General features: G+C 74.6%; 9 protein-coding genes. 1 reads left to right on the top strand and 8 read right to left on the bottom strand.

The features are described from left to right. Positions 1-63 precede the first annotated feature (63 nt). The 7 genes from AB0M27_RS12620 to AB0M27_RS12590 form a co-directional block, all read right to left on the bottom strand. The gene (locus AB0M27_RS12620) at positions 64-1194 is read right to left on the bottom strand and encodes a class I SAM-dependent methyltransferase (RefSeq protein WP_365720781.1); all 1131 of its coding nucleotides are present in this window, start codon (positions 1192-1194) and stop codon (positions 64-66) included. Beyond that, positions 1191-2372 carry a glycosyltransferase gene (locus AB0M27_RS12615; protein WP_365720779.1) on the bottom strand — a complete coding sequence of 394 codons (1182 nt, stop codon included), beginning with the start codon at positions 2370-2372 and terminating at the stop codon, positions 1191-1193. Before AB0M27_RS12615 ends, AB0M27_RS12620 begins: the two co-directional genes overlap by 4 nt. Further along, a complete protein-coding gene (locus AB0M27_RS12610; RefSeq protein WP_365720777.1) occupies positions 2369-3169 on the bottom strand; it encodes an alpha/beta hydrolase in 801 nt (266 codons plus the stop codon). The genes AB0M27_RS12615 and AB0M27_RS12610 overlap by 4 nt, the downstream gene beginning before the upstream one ends. Before the next feature lie 3 nt (positions 3170-3172). Further along, a complete protein-coding gene (locus AB0M27_RS12605) occupies positions 3173-3493 on the bottom strand; it encodes an acyl carrier protein (protein WP_365720775.1) in 321 nt (106 codons plus the stop codon). Then, complete coding sequence (locus AB0M27_RS12600) at positions 3490-8307, bottom strand: beta-ketoacyl synthase N-terminal-like domain-containing protein (protein ID WP_365720773.1); 4818 nt, start codon at positions 8305-8307, stop codon at positions 3490-3492. The genes AB0M27_RS12605 and AB0M27_RS12600 overlap by 4 nt, the downstream gene beginning before the upstream one ends. 1 nt (position 8308) lies before the next feature. Continuing rightward, positions 8309-15484, bottom strand: coding sequence for an SDR family NAD(P)-dependent oxidoreductase (locus AB0M27_RS12595; RefSeq protein ID WP_365720771.1), 7176 nt, complete (start codon positions 15482-15484; stop codon positions 8309-8311). A 386-nt stretch (positions 15485-15870) separates the two neighbouring features. Then, the gene (locus AB0M27_RS12590) at positions 15871-17787 is read right to left on the bottom strand and encodes an RICIN domain-containing protein (protein WP_365720769.1); all 1917 of its coding nucleotides are present in this window, start codon (positions 17785-17787) and stop codon (positions 15871-15873) included. A gap of 286 nt (positions 17788-18073) precedes the next feature. Here AB0M27_RS12590 and galU point away from each other — a divergent pair, with 286 nt between their 5' ends. Continuing rightward, positions 18074-19027 carry a UTP--glucose-1-phosphate uridylyltransferase GalU gene (galU, locus tag AB0M27_RS12585; RefSeq protein WP_365720767.1) on the top strand — a complete coding sequence of 318 codons (954 nt, stop codon included), beginning with the start codon at positions 18074-18076 and terminating at the stop codon, positions 19025-19027. 60 nt (positions 19028-19087) lie between these two features. Here the strand turns inward: galU and AB0M27_RS12580 are convergent, their stop codons facing one another. Further along, positions 19088-19540, bottom strand: a complete 453-nt coding sequence (locus AB0M27_RS12580; RefSeq protein WP_365720765.1) for a DUF4442 domain-containing protein — start codon at positions 19538-19540, stop codon at positions 19088-19090. Between the last annotated feature and the right edge of the window lie 71 nt (positions 19541-19611).

The raw sequence follows: 19611 nt of genomic DNA, 5'->3' as shown, positions 1-19611 counted from the left end.
CGCCCGAATGGAGTGTCGGTGAGGCGGCCTTGAAGGCGTCCGTGCCGGGCGTCCGTGCCGTGGTCACTCGCGGCGGGCCACCAGACGGTAGGCGTTGGCCAGGCCGAGGCGGTGGGACAGGGGGCGTATCGCGAACCGGTCGAGGAGCGTCGCCGTGATGAGCGCGGGCACCCCCGCGAGGAGGAGCGCGGTGCGTACCGTACGGCGCAGGGCGCCGGGCGGCTCGGGCAGCCAGGGGGCGTCCTCCCGTGGGGCGGTGTGGTCGAGGGCCAGCCAGACCGCGGCGAGCAGGTCGACCGGGTCGTGCGCCGCGGCGTGCTGCTCGGCGACCACCGTGAAGCCCAGCCCGGCCAGCCGGCGCCGGAGGTTCGCGACCGGCATGAAGTGCAGGTGCTGCGGCTGGAGCCAGGGCAGCCACCAGCGGCCGAGCAGCCGGGCGTAGCGGCTCTCCGGGTCCGGCACCTCGATGAGGAGGTGGCCGCCGGGGCGTACGGCCTCGTGGGCGGCACGGAGTTCGCGGTCCGGGTCGGTGCTGTGCTCCAGGTAGTGGAACATGCTCACCACGTCGTAACGGGCGGTGAGTTCAGGGGCGAGATCGGGGAAGGCGCCGCGGTGGGCGTGGTCCACGCGGCCCTCGCGGGCGGCGAGTTCGACGCCGTCGGTGAAGTCGAGCCCGTCGAAGGCGGTGCCGGGCAGGACGGCGCGGGCACTCTCGCAGAAGTGGCCGTGGCCGGTGCCGACGTCCAGCCAGGTCTTCGGGGCGGGGTCGTGCGGAAGCAGCGCCTCGGCACGCGCCCGGTACATGGCACCACGGCCGCCGAAGGCGCCGCTCATGCGCTGTTCGCCGAGGCCGTCGTAGAAGTCCCGGTAGTAGAACTCCAGCCCCTCCTCGGTCAGTTGGGGGTTCTGGAAGAGGTGACCGCAGTCGGCGCAGCGGTCGAGGGTGAAGCGGCCCGGCTTGTGCTGGAGCAGGTCGGTGGTGCGCAGGCGGGGGGTGAGGCGGCCCGAGCCGCACCAGGGACAGTGGGTGCGCCTGGGCGCGAGGAAGCGGTCCGCGCCGGCGGCCAGGTCCTTCTGATAGGCAGGGCGCAGGGCGGCGATACGCTCCGTCTTGTCGTTCTTGGCGCTCTTGGCCTTCTTGCTGTGCTCGGCGCTCTTGGCGCTGTCGGCCTTCGTTTCGTCGTGGTCGCTCATCGGCCCTCCGCTGCGAGTCGTTCGAGATGGGCCGCCGCGGCCCGGGCGCCGCCCGCCGCGCGGAACGCGGTGCGGATCCGGGCGGCGGCGGCCCGGTGGGCGGGATCGGTGAGGACGGCGTCGAGGGCCGCGCCCAGCTGGTCCGCGCGGACCCGGCCGAAGCGGACCCGGACTCCGGCGCCGGCGTCCACGACCTGTCCGGCCACCACCGGCTGATCGTCGCGAATGGGCGCGACGACGAGTGGGACGCCATGCCACAGGGCCTCGCACACGGTGTTGTGTCCGGCGTGGCAGACGACGGCGTCGACCCGCTCCAGCAGCGCGAGTTGGGGCACGGACGGAAGGACCAGGACATCCTTGTCGCCAGCCGGCACCGCGAGGGCGCCACCCGGGTCGGCGATCACCGCCTGCACCCGGTCGGCGCGCTCCCGCAGCGCGGCGAGGCACTCGACGAGAAACCGGCCGCCCGCGTCGGCGTTCGCCGTGCCCAGGGTCACCAGGACCTTCGCCCGGGGCTGGTCCAGCAGTTCCCAGGGGAAACCAGGACCCGCCGGACGGTCGGCGAGGGAGGGGCCGACGTAGTGGATGTGCGGCGCCAACGGCGCCTGGGGACCGATGAGTTCGGGCGTGCTGAAGATCAGCTGGAGATGAGGCGAGGAGCGCGGGTCGGCGGTGCCGGACGGGTCCCCGATGCGGGCGCGCAGTTCGCTCAGGCGGTGCCGCAGCCAGGCGGCTACCTTCGGCAGGCCGTCGTAGGCGCCGGTGAACTCCGCCGAGGTGGTGGCCGAGGTGGCCCACGGCAGTCCGAGGCGTTCGGCCGCCAGGGCGCCGGCGAAGGCCTGCTGGTCGGCCACCACCACATCCGGCCGGAACGCCTCGGCGGCCGCCCGGACCCCCGGTGCCATGGCGTCGGCCAGCGGGAGCAGATACCACTCCCACAGGAACTTCAGCGCCTCCGCGCCGCGCAGGTCCGGCGGCCGTACGGCACCCTCGGCGCCCGGCACCGGGCCGGCGCAGCCGAACACCTCGGCGTCCGCGCCCGCGAGGCGCCGTACCAGCGCGGGGTCCGCGCACACCCAGGCCACGCGGTGCCCGCGCGCGGCCAGCCGTGCGGCGACGCCGACGGCCGGGTTGACGTGCCCGGTCAGCGGCGGCACCACGAAGAGGAAGGCGCTCATCCGACCCCCGCCCCGGCGCCGATCAGGTCCAGGATGTGCCCGCCGACGGCCGTCGGCGCCTCCACCAGCACCGAGTGCTCGTACCCGGACAGCACCACCGCCCGGTAGTCGGTCAGCAGCGCCCGCATCAGCGGCACCAGGTCCGCGAGGTCCGACTCACCGCCGTACACGCCGAGGACCGGGCAGCGTACGGCCCTGATCGCTGCCTCGGTCAGCACCCGGCTGGCCGGGATGTCCCGGCCGAGGGTGGTCTCGCGGGCGAGTCGGGCCGCGCCCTTGGCCAGCCGGGCTGTGTTGTGGCCGCGGTGGGCGGTGATCCAGGCGATCGCGTCGGGCTCGTTGTACGCGAGCTGGTCCATGACCCGGTCGAGGATGCGGCCGAGTTTCGCCGCCCACGCGGCGGTGGCGGGCTCGGACTCGATCAGCGTCAGACTGGCCGTGCGCTCCGGGTGGCGGGCGGCGAAGCCGAAGGCGATCGTTCCGCCGTAGGAGTTGCCGACGAGGTGGACGGGGCCGGTGACGGCCAGCCGGTGGAGGAGGGCCTCCAGGTCGTCGATGTTGTGGTCGAGGGTGTAGCCCCGCGGCGGGCGCTCGCTGCGGCCGTGGCCGCGCAGGTCGTACATGACGACGTCGAGGCCGGTGGCGGCGAACGCGGGCGCGACGGTGAAGTAGTAGCTGGCCAGGCTGTCGGTGAGCAGCCCGTGCACCAGGACGACCGTGGCGTGCGGGACACGGCCGTCGGCCGGCCCCGTGCGCTGGACGTGCAGCCGGATCCCGCCGGCGTCGACCATCGCCATGGCTCAGCCCGCCTGCGTGGTCTTCAGGCTCCACACCACGTACTCCACGAGCCGGCCGACGGTCAGCTCGATGATCTCGTCGAACTCCATGCCAGCCAGGAACTCGGCGAGGTTGACCCACCGGCCGTAGCGCTCCTCCAGCAGCCCGGCCAGGGTGACGAGGTCGATGCTCTCCAGCTCCAGGTCGCGGTTGAAGGTGGTGCACATGCCGATGACCACGTCGTCGTCGCCGTACTCGGCGAGCACCGTGCGGAGCATGCCCGTGAGGTCGGCGAGCACGGTGTCGGCGGTGGGCTGCGCCGGGGCCGGCTGGGTGGGGTTCATCGGGGGTACTCCTCGGTTGGTTCGTCGGGGTGTCCGGCGCCAGGATGTCCGTCGCCCGGATGGCCGCCGTCGGCGCCAGGCCCGGTCGTCCAGGCCACCACGTAGGTGCGCTGTGGCAGGGCGGGCGGGTTGGTCACCGGCGCGCAGTGCACGGTGTAGACGCGTTCCAGGCGGCCGGAGACCAGGAGCCGGCTGCCGTCCGGTACGGCCTCCAGCACCGCGAAGTCCCGTGGTCTGCCCCCGAATCCGACGCCCTCGGCCTTGGCGACCGCCTCCTTCGCGGCCCAGAACCGGGTGAACCACACGGCTTCCCCGCCCTGCGCCCCATGGTCGCGCAGCAGGCGCAGTTCGGCGGGGCCGAGCACGGTGGCGAGGGTCGCCGGGTCGCGCTCGGTGACCTCTTCGACGTCGATGCCGGGGCCGGGCCGCGGGGTGTGCGGCCGGACGATCGCCACGGCCGCCTCGGCACGATGGGCGAGCGAGACGTCCAGCGGGGGCAGGGCACGGCCGTGCACGCCGGTGACGTACGGCCGCCCCAACTCGTCGTTGCACACTCGGAGTTCCGCGGGGAAGACGGGGCCTTCGCCGTGCTGCCAGAGCCACTGCCGTACGGCGTCCTTGGCGGCGATCCGGCCGAGCAGCCACTGGCGGCGGCCGCGCGGCGGGCGTTCGGCGTACTCGGCCCGTTCGGCGCCGCCGAGCGAGTTGCGCATGATCAGCTCGCGGGAGGCGAGGTCCGGCCAGCGCTCGTGCACCAGCGTCCAGCCGCCGGGCATGGCCTGGGAGAGGGTGTTGCGCTCCGGGAAACGTTCGACGGGCCGGGTGGTGGGGTCGTTGTCGAAGCGGCGGTCCTGCCAGCCGGCGATCACGGCCCACACCCGGCCACCGACGGTGAGTTCCGCGTCGGCCTCCAGGACGGTGTCCGTGAGGGCGGTGATCCGCAGCACGCAGCCGACCTCGGTGCCGGGGGCCGGGTGCGGTCCGTGGATCCGCAGGTGCCCTATCCGCACGGGGAAGACGACGGTCCGCTCGGTACGGGTCGCCATGATCCAGTAGCCGAGCAGCTGGCCCACGTTGTCCAGCAGTGCGCCGGGGGCGGCGGGCGCGCTGATCACTCCCCGGATGTGCCGCTCGCCGATCGCGGTGAGGTCGGTCAGGCCCTGGAAGCCGGGACCGTGAAACATCCAGCGCTCCCGGTAGATCTGGGCGGCCGTGTGCTCGGGACGGCGTTCGGAGGCGTCCGGGAGGGGGCTGGGCGGGGGCGGTGCGGGGTGACGTGGGGCGAGCTCGACGGTGCCGCGGGCCGTCGGGCCGAAGGCGACGGTGACGCGGGCCGGGTGCCCGGGGGCCGGGGTGACGGTGACCGGTACGTCGACGGGGGGTGTGGCGGTGAGCCAGCGGTCGAAACGGGCCTCGTGCACGGCGACCGCCCGCAGGCCGGGGGCCGCCGCCTCCGCCGCGTCCATCATGTGCCGGACGATCGTGGTGGCGGGAACGACCGGCCAACGGTCCTCGACGTCCGGCCAGTTGGCGCGTTGGGGGAAGAAGCAGTGGTCGAGGAGGTGGGGCATGGTGTGGGGGGAGATGCGGACGGTGGTGGTGGTCGGGGGCGGGGTTGTGGTGGGGGTGGTGGTGGGAGCGGCTGGGGCGGTCGGCCTGGTGGGCGGGGAGGGCTGGGGGGCTGGGGCGGCGGGCGCGGGGGCCGTGGCTGTGGGGGCGGCGCCGCTTCGGTCGCGCCGGGCGCTCGCCGCGATCAACTGTGCTGCCGTGTCGGCGGTGTCCCGCAGCAGGGCGGTCAGCTCGGCGGCGGCCGGGAAGTGCGGGGCAAGGTCGTCCAGTTCGCCGAGGCCTGGGCCGGTCGGGCGGTGCGCGGGCGCGCGTTGCACGGCAGGCGGTCCGGGGCGCAGTTCTGCGCGGAGCGCGTCGAGTGCTGGTCCGTCCAGGGAGACGAGAGCTCCGCCGAGGTCGAGCCGGACGGGTGGACGGCGCCGGGGAGCCGGTGTGGTCGCCGTGATGTGCAAGGGCGTGGCCGGCACCGTCGCTCCGCTGGGCGGCGGCACCGTGGCCCCCGTGGCTGCGGTGTGCGGTGGCACCGCCGCTGCCACGGCCGCTCCTGCGGTCCACAACGCCGCGGCGACACGGCGCAGTTGGGGCATGCCGCCGCGCTCGGGCACGTTGGCGGCCACGGTCAGGTGGTCGCGGTCGCCGAGGGTGTCGGCGACCAGGGAGGTGAGCCGGCCGGGGCCCGCCTGGACGAAGACGCGGTGCCCTGCGGCGTACAGGGCCTCGGTCAGCTCGCGGAAGCGGACGGGTTCCAGCAGATGCCGTACGAACAGCTCGCGCACCGCCCGCTCGGCCCGAGGGAAGGGCGCGGCGGTCGTCCCGGACCACACCGCAACGGTCGGCGGGTGGAGCCGGAAGCGGTCGGCGGCCGCCCGGATGGGCGCCAGGTACGGCTCCAGCATCGGCGTGTGGAAGCCGGAGCGGAAGGGCAGCACCTGGCAGATCACGCCCTGCCCGCGCTGGGATCGTACGAACTGCGCGACCGCCGCGCCGGGCCCGCAGACCATGGACTGGCGGGGCGCGTTGTCGTGGGACAGCTCGATGCCGGAGTCCGCCCAGGACTCGGCGAGCTGCGCGCGGACGTGCGCGGCGGAGGTGCCGAGGGCGGCGAAGGTGAGCCCGGGAACGGTGACGGTGTCCGGGTCGAACTCGGCCATGAACGCGTCCACTTGGTCCGGCGCGTACAGCCCGCCCGCCGCCATGGCCGTCCACTCGCCGACGCTGTGTCCGGCGACCGCGTCCGGTACGACACCCATGCGGCGCAGGGCCTGGTCCAGCAGGCGGCCCACCCCGACGACCCCGAAACCGTGCCGGCCGACGTCACCGACCCGGACGTCCGTGCCGGGCGGCGGGGTGAGGCCGAAGTGGGCTGCGATGTCGTCGGTGCGAGGCGTGAAGTCGCCTTCCAGGCCGGGGAAGACGAACGCCAGCCCGCCACCGCCGCGCGGGCCGAGCAGCGGGCCCGGCCGGAACCACACATCGCTCCGGCCGTGCCAGCCCCGCCCCTTGCCGACCGCACGGCGGGCCAGGGCGAGCCGCTTCGGCGTCGGGTCCACGATTGCGAGCCGGACCGGACCGGCGTCGGGGTGCGGCCGGCCGGGGTCGAGACCAGCGGCGAGGACTTGGGAGTCGTCGGCGCCGAGTACGGCCGCGAGGTCCGGCGCACTCTCGGCGGCGAGCAGCAGGATCCGCTCGGGCTCGGCGACCTGTGCGGAACCGGACACCGAGCGCGCACCGGGCGCCTCGTCCGGCACGGATCGGGCAGGCGCGGCCCCCGCCCGGCCGGAAGGCGCACCCCCCGCACCCCCGGTCTCCCCCGGCAGGGAACCGAGACCCGGTGCCTCCTCCAACACCACATGGGCGTTGATCCCGCCGAAGCCGAACGCGTTCACGGCGGCTCGGCGGACCGGCTGTCGGGTGTCCGTCTCCCAGGGGCGGGACTGGTCCAGCGTGCGGAAGCGGGTGGCCGCGAGGGCCGGGTGGGGGTCGTCGCAGTGGAGGGTGGGCAGGAGGGTGCCGTGGTGGAGGGCGAGGGCGGCCTTGACCAGGCCGGCGACCCCGGCGGCCGGCATGATGTGGCCGATCATCGACTTCACCGAGCCGATGACGGGGCGAAAGCCCTGGCCCTCGGCGGGACCGAACACCTCGGCGAGAGTGGTGAGTTCGGCCGTGTCACCGGCGGGGGTGGCGGTGCCGTGGGCCTCCAGCAGGCCGAGGGAGTCCGGCGCGGCCGGGTCGAGCCCGGCGGCCCGCCAGGCCTGGCGCACGGCTCTGGACTGCCCGCCCGGGTCCGGTGCGGCCGGCCCCGCCGTGCGGCCGTCGCCGGCCACGCCCGTGCCGCGGATCACCGCGTACACGCGGTCGCCGTCGCGTTCGGCGTCCGCGAGTCGCTTCAGCACGACGACGCCCGTGCCCTCGCCGATGAGGATGCCGTCGGCGTGGCGGTGGAAGGGGCGGATGCGCTGGCTCGGGGACAGCGCCCGCAGTTGGGCGAAGACGCTCCAGAGCGTGATGTCGTGGCAGTGGTGCACTCCCCCGGCCAGCATCAGGTCGCAGCGGCCGGTGGTGAGTGCGGTGACCGCCTGGTCCACGGCGACCAGGGAGGAGGCGCAGGCCGCGTCCACGGTGTATGCGGGGCCGCGCAGGTCGAGCCGGTTGGCGATGCGGGAGGCGGCCAGGTTGGGCACCAGGCCGATCGCGGACTCCGGGCTGTCGGGGCCGAGCCGTTCGGTGAACGCCGCGCGGATGCGGCCGAGTTGGCCCTCGGAGAGGTCGGGTAACAACTCGCCGAGGGTGCGGGTCAATTGTCCGGCCGTGCGCACGCGCTGGTCCAGGCGGACCAGGCCCGGAGTGAGGTAGCCGCCGCGGCCCAGGGCCACGCCGATCCGGTCCCGAGCCGGGAGCCGTTCCTCGCCGCCGGCGTCCGCGAGCGCGGCGGCGGCCACGTCGAGGGCGATCAGCTGGTCGGGCTCGGTGCCGGGCACCGAGGCGGGCATGATGCCGTAACGAGTGACGTCGACCTCGGCGAGGCCGTCCACGAATCCGCCGCGCCGGCAGTAGATCCGGTCGGGGGCGGCGGGTCCGGTGGCCGAGCCGGGCCGGTAGTAGGCGGCGTCCCAGCGGTCCGCCGGGACGTCGCTGATCGCGTCGACTCCGTCGCGCAGGTTGCGCCAGAAGGCGTCGAGGCCGGGGGCGCCGGGCAGCAGCACCGCCATCCCAACGATGGCGACGGGAGTTTGGCGTACCGTCATGTCACCAGCCCGACGCGGTGTAGACGACGGCGCGGACGGACGGTTCGCCCCAGGCGAGTTCCCGCAGCAGGGCCGCGGTGCCCTCGTCGGGGTCGATCAGCTCGATCCCGCGCCGGGCGTACTCGCGTCCCAGTTCCGCACCGACCATGCCGCGGTGTGTCGCGGACGGCGCCCAGGGTCCCCAGTGGACGGTCAGCGCGCGAGCGCCGGTCCGGGCGGCCCAGTCGGCGCCGAGGGCTTCCAGGGCGTCGTTGGCGGCGGCGTAGTCGGCCTGGCCGCGATTGCCGAGCACGGCGGCGACGCTGCCGAACAGCACGGTGAACGCGGGGGCGTCCGGCAGGTCGTCCAGGGCGGCGAACAGGGCGGCGGCCCCGGCCATCTTCGTGCCGTAGACCCGCTGGAAGGACTCGGGGGTCTTGTCGGCGATCAGCCGGTCCTCGATCACCCCGGCGGCGAAGACGACCGCGTCGAGCCGGCCGTGTTCGGCATGGATCTCCTTGACCGCCCGCACGACGGCGTCCCGGTCCCGGAAGTCCACCGAGCGGTAGCGTGCCTCGCTGCCGAGTGCGCCGAGTTCCGCGCGGGTCGTGGTGATCTCCCGTTGGGCGAGGATCAGTTCGGCGGCCCGGTTGATCTCGGCGGGGCCGGGCGCCGCGCCGGGTCCGGCGGCGAGCGCCGCCCGCAGCTCGACGGGGGTGCGCGCGGCGGCGGTGTGCGGGGCCTCGGGTGCGGTGGGCGCGGGCGTACGGCCCAGCAGCTCGATACGGCACCGGCAGGCGCCGGCCAGCGTGGCCGCGAACCTCGCGGTGATGCCCCGGGCGCCGCCGACCAGCAGGACGACGGAGTCCCGGTCGAGGCCGAGCGCGGCCGCCTCGGCGGCGCCGTCCTGGGCGGGTCCGGCACCGGTGGCGGCGAGCGGGCCGAGGGGCGCGGGCACCGGCGCGAGTCCGTGCCTGGCACCGGCCGCCGTACGCAGGACGACGGGGGCCGGTTCGGGTGCCCGCAGCTCGGCGAGCAGGGCGTCGGCGACGGCCGCCGGGGCGGTGTCCGCGACGGCTACGACCCGTGCGAGCAGATCCGGGTACTCGCGGCCGACGCTGCGGAACAGGCCGTCCAGGCCGGCTGCTCGGAGGGCGCTCGCGTGGTCGGTGGACCGCAGGGCGAGCAGCCCGCGCGGGCCGCACGCGAGCGCCGCGCGGAGCACCGGGAAGGCGTCCGGCAGCACCGGGACGTCCGGGCCGGGCAACGCGCCGAGGTAGACGACGCCGTCGACCGGGCCGTCGGCCGCGGTGAGGAGGTGGTTCGTGTCGAACAGCACGGCTTCGGCCCCGTACTCGCCGAGCCGCGCCGCGATCTCCGCCGCCGTGCCCGCGCCGTCCCCGAGGAGGGCGAAACGCCGGCCGGACAGGGCGTGGTTCTGTTGGTCGTCGGCGGCAGGCGGGTCCGGCTCCGGGAGTGGTACAGGCCGCAGCTCGAAGCGCCGGGGCGGAACGCCGAGGACGGGGGCCGGGGCGTGTGCCGCTTCGGCCGGTTCCCGGGTCCGCCCGGCCGGTTCCTGGGTTCGCGCAGCCGGTGCCTGGGCCCGCCCAGCCTGTTCCAGGATTGGCCCGCCCCCCGTCCCGGTGAAGACCCCCTCGGTCCGCTCCTCCGCGTTCCCGACCTGGCCGCCGGTGCGGGACTCCTCGCGCCGGCCTCCCCTGTCACCGGACTGCGCCGTCCCCACCCGCGCCGTCAGCCACTCCGTCACCGCGGCAGCCGTACGCGCCTTGGCCAGTTCCTCCAGTTCGGCGTCGCCCAACATGTCGGCGCCGCCCGCGATGCCCAGCCGCTTGGCGAGTTCGCCCGCTATCTCGGCCCGCTTGATCGAGTCGATGCTGAGCTCCGCCTCCAGGTCGAGGTCGGGCTCGATCATGTCGACGGGGTAGCCGGTGCGTTCGCTGATGATCTCCAGGACGACCCGCTCGACGTCGTTCACCGGCGCTACATGGTCTGACTCAGTCAACTCCGATTCCGCTTGCGGGAGTTCGACTGGATGCGTCACCGGAAGGACGGGCGCCGGCGGTGTGATGCCTGGTGCCGCGCCGAAGTAGGTGAGCAGGACATCGCGCTGGGCGGCGATCATCTCCCGGCTGCTGCGCAGGAATTCGGAGATGAGCGCGTCCCTGTCGGCCGGGGCGCCGTACGGCTGGTCGGTGGTCACGGTCGCCTCCACGACTCGTCGGGCCGGTGCGAGGGCACCGGGCAGGAGTGCTCCGTCGGCGGTGCGGACGAGGTGTCCGTCGACCGTCCAGCCGGGCCGTTTCGGTGCCGGGCCGCGCAGGGCGTCCACGGCGTCGCGGCCCCGCAGGAGCCAGGCGACGCGCACCGGCTGTCCTGCGACGGCGAGTCGGGCGAGGGCGTCGAGCCAGCCGCGCAGCCCGCTGTCGGCGTCCGGTTCGCAGGCGACCGTGCGATGCGGGCGGTCGCCGAGGATCCGTGCGACGAGCCGGGTGAGGACCGTGCCGGGGCCCGCCTCGACGAAGACACGCGCGCCCGCCTCGTACATGGCCTCGATCTGGGCGGCGAACGCGACGGGGGCACCGATCTGGGCGGCGAGTTCGGCGCGCACCTCGTCCGGGTCGGGCGGATAGGGCGCGGCGGTGCGGTTGGCCCAGACGGGGAACTCCGGGGCTCGGACCGTCTTGTCCGCGAGGACCTTGGCGAACCGTTCCCCCGCCGCAGCCACGAGCGGGCTGTGGAAGGCGCAGGCCACGGGGATGCGCCGCGCGCCGAGCCCGGCGTCGCGCAGCAGCCGTACGGTGGTCTCGACGTCCACCGTAGGTCCGGAAATCACTGTCTGCTCAGGTGAGTTGATGTTGGCGACGACGACGGAGGCGGGTGCGCCGGTCGTGCGCAGAGTGCGTACGACAGTCTCGGCGCCGGCGCCGACGGCGGCCATGGTGCCCGGGTCGTCGCCCGCCGCCGCCAGGATCGTGGCGGCCCGCTCGGCGCTCAGCTCCAGCAGTGTCTCGGGGTCGAGGGCGCCGGCCGCGGCAAGGGCGACCAGCTCGCCGTAGCTGTGCCCGGCGGCCAGGTCGGGCTGGACCCCGGCCGAGGTGAGGAAGGCGTGGGCGGCGAGGCCCGTGATGCCGAGGGCGGGCTGCGCGGCCCGGGTGTCGGTCAGGGCGGCCCGCCGGCGCTCCCGCGCGGCGTCGTCGAAAGCGGCGGGCGGATGGAGGGTGCCGGCGTGCGCGCGGCCGAGGTCCAGGTAGTACCGCGGCTCGGGCAGGTGGACCAGGAGCTCGGCGAGCATCCCGGGCCGCTGACTGCCCTGACCGGGAAACAGGAAGGCGACCTTGCTCACCGCCGACTCCGCGTCCCCACCCTTCACCGGACCCGCGAGCCCGACGCCCACCCGGTCCGCGCCCCCGCCCTCCGCCCGGCCCGCGGCCGCGCCCTCCACCAGGCCCGTCACGCCGCCCTGCCCCGGATGCGCGGCGTCAACCTGCACCGGCTGCCCGGCACCCAGCCCCTCCCTCTCCACCCCCGGCACCGCATCCGCCACATGGATCCCGGCACCCGGATCACGCTCCCCCGCGAGGAGCCGCCGCAGTTGTGCGGTGAGTTCCTCGGTGTCGCGGGCCACGAGTGCGGCCCGGACCGGTTCGTGCGAGGTGTCGGCGCGGTGGGCTGTGGCAAGGGCGAGGTCGCGCAGGCGCCAGGGCTGGCCGTCGGCCTCGGCGGCCCGGAGGATCTCCTCGGCCTGTCGGAGGGCGGCCGCCGTGTCGCGGCCCCGGAAGAGGAACAGCTCGGCCGGCCAGGCATCCAGGGACTGGCGGGGTGGTACGGCGTCGGCGTGGGCGGCCAGCACCGCGTGGAAGTTGGTGCCGCCGAAGCCGAACGCGCTGACCCCGGCGAGGCGTTCGGCGGCCGGTGCCGTCCATGGCCGGGCGCGGGTGTGGAAGACGAACGGGCTGTCGCCCTCCGCCCAGGCCGGGTTGGGCCGCTCCAGGTGCAGGGTGGGTGGGGTGACCCCGGTGTACAGAGCGAGGGCCGTCTTGATCAGGCCCGCGAGGCCGGCGGCGCACTTGGTGTGCCCGATCTGCGACTTGACCGAGCCGAGCGCACAGCCGCCCGTCCCCGCGCCCGCTTCGCTGAACACCTCGGCGAGCACGGTGAGTTCGGTTCGGTCGCCGACGACCGTGCCGGTGCCGTGCGCCTCGACCAGGCCGACGTCCGCAGGTGAGACACCGGCGTTGCGGTACGCCCGCTCCAGCGCCGCCCGCTGGCCTTCGGGGCGGGGTGCGGTGAGGCCGAGGGAGCGGCCGTCGCTGGCGGAGCCGAGGCCCTTGACCACGCCGTAGATCCGGTCGCCTGCGCGTTCGGCGTCCGCGAGCCGTTTCAGTACCAGGCAGGCCACGCCCTCGCCCAGGGCGATGCCGTCGGCGGAGGCGTCGAAGGCGCGGGACCGTCCGGTCGGGGAGAGCGCGTGGACGGAGGAGAACAGGACGTAGTCGTTGATGCCGTTGTGCAGGTCGGCGCCGCCGCACAGCACCAGGTCGCTCGTGCCGGAGACGAGTTCCTTGCAGGCCACGTCGAGCGCGGCGAGGGAGGAGGCGCAGGCCGCGTCCACGGTGAAGTTGGCGCCGCCAAGGTCCAGCCGGTTGGCGATCCGGCCGGAGATGACGTTGGCGAGCATGCCGGGGAAGGAGTCCTCGGTCAGCCGGGGCAGTTGCTCGTCCAGCCCGTCGGGCACCGTGCCGTAGTACGACGGCAGGACCGCGCGCAGAGTGACGGCGTTGGACAGGTCGCTGCCCGCTTCGGCGCCGAAGACGACCGAGGTCCGCGCGCGGTCGAACCCCCGTCCCTGCTCGCCGTATCCGGCGTCCTCCAGCGCCCGGCGCGCCGCCTCCAGGGACAGCAGCTGGACGGGTTCGATGCTGCCGAGGGAAGCGGGCGGGATGCCGTAGCGCAGCGGGTCGAAGGGGATGCGGGGCAGGAAGCCGCCCCACTTGGACGCCGTGCTGCCGGCCGCGTGGTGCACGGCCGGGTCCCAGCGCTCCGGCGGCACCTCGGTGACGGCGTCGCGGCCGGTGACGATGGTGGACCAGAAGGCGGCGAGGTCGGGGGCCTCGGGGAACATGCAGGCCATGCCGACGATGGCGATGTCCAGCGGTGCGGGGGGCTCCGGCTCGGCGGCGGAAGCCGCGCTCGGGTGGGCCGACTGCCGCGTCCGGAAGTCGCCGGCGCGCCGCGTCAGGAGCTCGGCGGCGCCGTCGGTGACCGAGCGGTGCAGGTCCGCGAGGGTGGTGGTCGCCGAGCGCAGCACGGCGACGTCGCCAGCCATGAACATGCCGTCGGCGAGCTGCCGTTCCTCGTCCACGGTCGCCAACGCGCCGTCCGCTCCGCGCTCGACGCCCTTGCTGGCGATGCGCAGCCGTCCCACGTTGAGCCGTTCCAGCCCCTCCCACACCTCGCGGTCGGTCAGCCCCTGGGCGCGTAGAGCGGCCTCGCGCGCACGGTAGTCGGCGGTGAAGGGGCTCGGGACGCAGCGGGTGGCGTGGCCGGGGGCGGTCTCCAGCAGCGTGGTCGTAGTGGCAGTGAGCACCTGCCGCTGGAACTGGGGCCGGACGGCGCCGTGCGCGACGGCCTCCTCGGTGAACAGGTAGGCGGTGCCCATGAGTACGCCGACGGCGGCACCCCGGGCGGTGAGCGGTGCGGCCAGGGCCGCGACCATCGCCGCCGACCGCTCGTCGTGGACGCCGCCGGCGAAGAACACCTCCAGCCGCAGGGCGGTCGCGTCGTCGGCGTCGGCCAGGAAGTCCTGCAGCACGGCGAGTTGGGCCTCCCACAGGGGAAAGGCGGCCCGGGGTCCGACATGGCCGCCGCACTCGGACCCCTCGAACACGAACCGGCGCGCGCCCGCGTCCAGGAACTGCCGCAGCAGTCCCGGCGAGGGGACGTGCAGGAAAGTGTGGATCCCGGCCCGCTCCAGCGTCTCCGCCTGGGCGGGCCGTCCGCCGGCGATGACGGCGTGCGTGGGCCGCAGTTCCCGTACGGCGTCCAGCTGGGCGTTCCTGATCTCCTCGGGCGCGAAGCCGAGCACGCCCACGCCCCAGGGCCGCCCGTCCAGCACGGCCCGCGCCTCGGTGAGCATCGACCGGGTCCGCTCGCCGTCGGCGAGGGCCAGCGCCAGGAACGGCAGCGCCCCGTCCGCGGCGACGGCCGCGGCGAAGACTGCCTGGTCGCTGACCCGGGTCATGGGTCCCTGCGCGACCGGGAGCCGGGTGCCGAGCACCCGGCTCATGGGCGAACCGGGGCTCAGTGCGGTGGCCGCACCGACGTCGGCCACGGCGTGTATCGCCGCCGACAGCTCCCGCACCAACCGCCGTACATCCCCGAATCGTTCTTCGAACCGGGCGGCGAGGAAGCCGTCCTGGCCCACCGGCAGCAGCCGGCCGCGCAGGTCGTCGGCGCCCAGCAGGGACGCGACCGCCCCGGGGTCGTCGGCCGGCGGGCGCAGGGCGTCCGGTCCCCGGCGCCGCAGGACCCGGTGGCCGCCCAGCACCACGGTCTCCGAGCCGTCCAGGGAGCGCAGCACCGACCGGACCGTCTCGGGCAGCCCGGACTCGGCGAGCAGGGCCAGCTGGCTGTCGAGGACCACCCCGGCGGCACCGCCGGCCACGGCGGCCGCCGCCGTACGCGGGCCGATGCCGCCGCAGGCCCAGACCGGGACGCGGCACAACTCCTCGTCGGACAGCAGCTGTTGCAGCAGGACGAAGGTGCTCAGCTCACCGCCCCGGCCACCGCTCTCACCCCCACGGGCGATGAGGCCCTGGGCACCTGCGCGCAGGGCCGCGTGCGCCTGCCCGATGTCCGTGACTTCCGCCAACACCCGGCAGCCAGAGGGGAGTTCGGTCCGGTGCCAGGTCGCGTCCGCGGTCAGCACGACGGTGTCGGGGGCGTCTGCGACCTCGGCCGGGGTCAGCGCGCAGCGTCCGGTCACCCGTACCCCGAAGGGGCCCGGCGCGGATCGTCTCAGCCGGGACAGCGCCTCCCGGGATCTGCGGTCTCCGGTGCCGAGGTCGAGGATGCCCAGCGCACCGGTGGCGCAGGCCGCGGCGGTGAGGCCCGCGTCGGGTTCTCCGAAGGGGGTGAGGCACAGGATGAGGTCATGGGGGCGCACAGGCGAGGTCATGATGCTCCGGCACGATCGGCGAGACAGCACGGTGGGGGGTGTGCGGCGGAACGCTCTGGTGCGAGGGCATCGGAAACTAGCCTCGGCCTACTCACGGGTCAATAACGACGGTCCCTTTTCGCGCCCGGTGACATCGATTCGGCCATCGGGTCGAATTCCCCGCAAGAACCGGAAAACGCGGTAATTCCCCTCACCGGTGCGGGCGCGGGACCACCAGGGTCCTCGCGCCACACCACCACAACCCGGGCAAAGTGCCCGTCCACTTCACCGCGCACTCACCCGGCCGCAACGCGGCGGGACATCCGCTGGAAGTCTGTAAATTCCGCATGACTTCGGCGCCGTGGCTCGATCGCGGCCGGGGGTCCGGGGATGCCCCGCGCCGCCCGTCAGCGGAGCAGTGTGCCCGTGGTCGCCGGTACGGCGGCGACCACGTCGGTGACCGGCGGAAGGATCCGGTGCAGCGCGCGGATCGCCCGGGCGGGCGACGCGGACCCGGTTCGCCGCCGGTCGTGGCCGGCGCGGACCTGGGCGACCCGGGTCTCGTTCGCCTCACCCGACCGCCCCGGGTCCTTCCTCCCCGGATCGCCCGACTCCCCCGGTCCGCCGCCCGCACCCTCCGGCTTCCCACGCGAGGTGTCCCCGTACGACGGACCCCCGGCATCCCCCTTCGAGGGCCCATAGCCCTCCGAGGACCGCGGCTCCCGGCCCTCTGGCGCGACCGCCCCGCCCTCCCCGGAAGCACCGGGACCGCCATGCGCACCGGGAACACCCGGCGCCGCGTCCTGCCGCCCCGCCCCATCCGCCCCCGGCTCCAGCATCCACCGCTGCTCCGGGGAACCGTCCCGCGCTACCAGCGCGACGCGTGCGAAGGCATCGCCGGAGCCGGGAGCGAGCGCGAGGCCCTCGTGCCGGCGCGGCAAGATCTCGCCGCCCACGGTGATGTCGTACACCACCTCACCCACGTGCACGACGCATCCGGCCAGCACGACGGTCTTCGTCCCGGGGTCGGCGGCCAGGCACAGGGACGGGTCGGCGGCGCTGCGGAGCAACCCGTCGTCCCGGTACGACCACTGCTGCGAGGCGGCGGAGGAGCAGGGCGCGAGCCCGACGCCCGCGCCCGCCCGCACGCCGTTCCCGCGCACGTCCAGGCAGCGCCCGGAGGCGAGGCCGCGCAGGCCGCCGTGGGCCACCTCGACGGGTTCTCCGAGCGAGGCGGAGGAGGAGGTGGCGGCCCGGGCGCCCGTGCCGCCCGGGTGCGTGGTGCGGCCGGCGGGGGCGCCCCAGGTGGCGCCGGGCATGGGGACACCATTGTCATCGGACCAGCTCCTGGCCACGAGGACGGTGGCGAGCAGCGCGAGCGAGGTCAGTCCGACGCCGATGACCACTGCCTTGCGGTGGCGACTGCCGGCCCCGGTGCGATGTCTGCCTCCCACCGGCTCGGGCACCGGCGCACACGGCGCCTCCTCGGCGGCGTCGCGTCCGGGGCGCGAGTCGAGGTAGCGGCGGGCGCCCCAGCCGAGCACGGTCTCGGCGAGCAGGAGGCCCGGGCCGCCGTCGACCAGGGCGAAGGTCTCGGCGCCGTGCCGGCAGTACGCACAGCCCGTCAGATGCTGCCGTACATCCGGCAGCAGGGTGCCGCCACGGCGCATGGGGACGTCCAGGAGCCGGTTGTAGAAGCGGCATTCCCTGGAGGGCGCGAGTTCTCGGTGGGCGCGTACGCAACCCGCCCGGAATTGCTCGCGGGCCTGTTCCAGGGCGGCCCTGGCGGTGGCCGGGTCGATACCCAGCAGACCAGCGGGTATGTTTATCGGTTCCGCTTCTACCCCGGTGTGCCACAGAAGGCATTGCGAGGCGCCGGGAAGTGCCCGGAAGGCGCGTTCCGCGAGTTGTCGTCTTTCCGGTGTTCCGGGCTTTGTCGCGCGCAGTCCGCGGCCTCCGGTGGGTTTGCGCAATTCCGGCAGAGTCGCGCAGGCCACGTCGTCCGCAGCCCAGGCGCGGACGGTGTCGCGGACGGCGACCAGCAGCTGCGGGCGCAGGGCTCCGCCGGCCGTTCCGCCCGTCATCCGGCCGAGGACCTCGTGGAAGGCGGCGGTGGCCACGAGTTGCGGGGCGTGGCCGGCGGAGGCCAGGCAGACGACGGCGTAGTCGTGGGCGGCCCGCCAGTGGCGGGCCAGCAGCAGGGCGACGGCGTGATGGTGGGTGTGGTGCGGGCCGCCGAGCCGGGCGAGGAGATCGCGGTCGGCCTCCCCGGGCGAACCGGGCAGCGGCGGATGGGGCGGGCGTGGGGGGTGGGGGGACTGCACGGAACCATTTCCTTCCAGCCGCAGGACGCACACAAAATGCCGTCCTATCGGAAAGCAGTGCCGATTGGTGCATACCTGTTGGGCCGGCCTTGGCGCTCGACGCCTGCCTTTGCCCTCCCGCGGGAAGGCTCACCCTCGCACACGCGGCTCACAGGAAACAAGAAGTTCGATTGACTCGGCTTCAAATTCAGTGAATTACATGAGAGTTACCGCCGGTATCGCTTCCACAGCCGGTTCCCAGGATTCTCCGGGAGTGCTCTCATCCGGGCACCCGAACATGGGCCGCATGATCGCCCCCCACTCCACAGCGACCCCCGCCTCCCCCCGTACGGTCCGCAAGGCGGTCGTACCGGCCGCCGGACTCGGCACCCGCTTCCTGCCCGCGACCAAGGCCACCCCGAAGGAAATGCTGCCGGTCGTCGACAAGCCGGCCATCCAGTACGTGGTCGAGGAGGCGGCCGCGGCCGGTCTGGACGACATCCTGATGGTCACCGGCCGACACAAGCGGGCCATCGAGGACCACTTCGACCACGCCTTCGAACTGGAGCAGGCACTGGCGGCCAAGGGCGACACCGTGCGTCTCGACGCGGTGCGCGACCCGGCGCGGCTCGCCGACATCCACCACATCCGCCAGGGCGACCCGCTCGGCCTCGGCCACGCCGTGTTGTGCGCCCGCCACCACGTCGGCGACCATCCCTTCGCGGTCCTTCTCGGCGACGACCTGATCGACCCGCGCGAGACCCTGCTGAGCCGGATGCTCGAGGTCCGCGAGCGCCACGCGGGCAGCGTGGTGGCGCTGATGGAGGTCGACCCGGCGCAGATCCACCTCTACGGCTGCGCGGCGGTGCAACCGGCCGGCGAGGACGGGGTCGTACGCGTCACCGGACTGGTGGAGAAGCCGGCACCCCAGGCCGCGCCGAGCCGGTACGCGGTCATCGGCCGCTATGTCCTGGATCCGGCCGTGTTCGACGTCCTGGAGCGCACCCCGCCGGGCCGCGGCGGCGAGATCCAGCTGACCGACGCCCTCCAGGTCCTCGCGGCGGGCGGCACCGTGCACGGGGTCGTCTTCGACGGTCTGCGCTACGACACCGGCGACAAGGCCGACTATCTGCGCACGGTGGTCCGGCTGGCCTGCGCGCGCCCCGACCTCGGCCCCGAATTCACCGGCTGGCTCCGGGAGTTCGTGGCGGGGCTGGAGGAGGGCGCAACCGGCAGCCGGGCCGGGCGCCGGGCCGCGTAGCGCGACGCACACAGGAAGAGGGGCCTGCTCCGGGCCCCTCTTCCAAACACCCATAACTTCCTAGCCGTTGGGACGCAGGGTCCAGACGACGGTCATCTCTCCCGTCACGGCGCCGTCGGCGCGGCGGATCTCGATCGCCACGGGGAACTCGGGGCGCTGCCCGGCGTTCAGTTCGGCGACGACCTCGGCGGCCGGACGGCCCAGCGTGGCGGTCGCGGTGACGGCGCCCATCGCGAGCTTCTTGTAGGCGATGTCGGCACGGACGGCGAGCGGTACCGCGCGGGAGAGCTGGTCCCCGAAGGCGGCCAGCACGATGGCCCCGCTGGCCGACTCCCCGAGGGTGAACATCGCACCGGCGTGCGGCCCGCCCACATGGTTGTGGTACGCGCCCTGGTCCGGCAGGGACACGACCGCCTTGTCCGGAGAGGTCTCCAGGAACTCCAGGTTCAGCGTCCGGGCCATGGGCACGGTGGCGGCGAGCATCTCGCCGATCGACATCTGGTCTGCGCTCATGGCGCCATGTTACTCACGAGTAGAAGAAACTGACCAGCACGGGGCCGTCGCCCGCCCCGCTTCACCACTGC

Source organism: Streptomyces sp. NPDC052107 (genome assembly GCF_040680215.1).
GTDB lineage: Bacteria > Actinomycetota > Actinomycetes > Streptomycetales > Streptomycetaceae > Streptomyces.
This window is presented reverse-complemented; position numbering and strand designations above follow the sequence as displayed.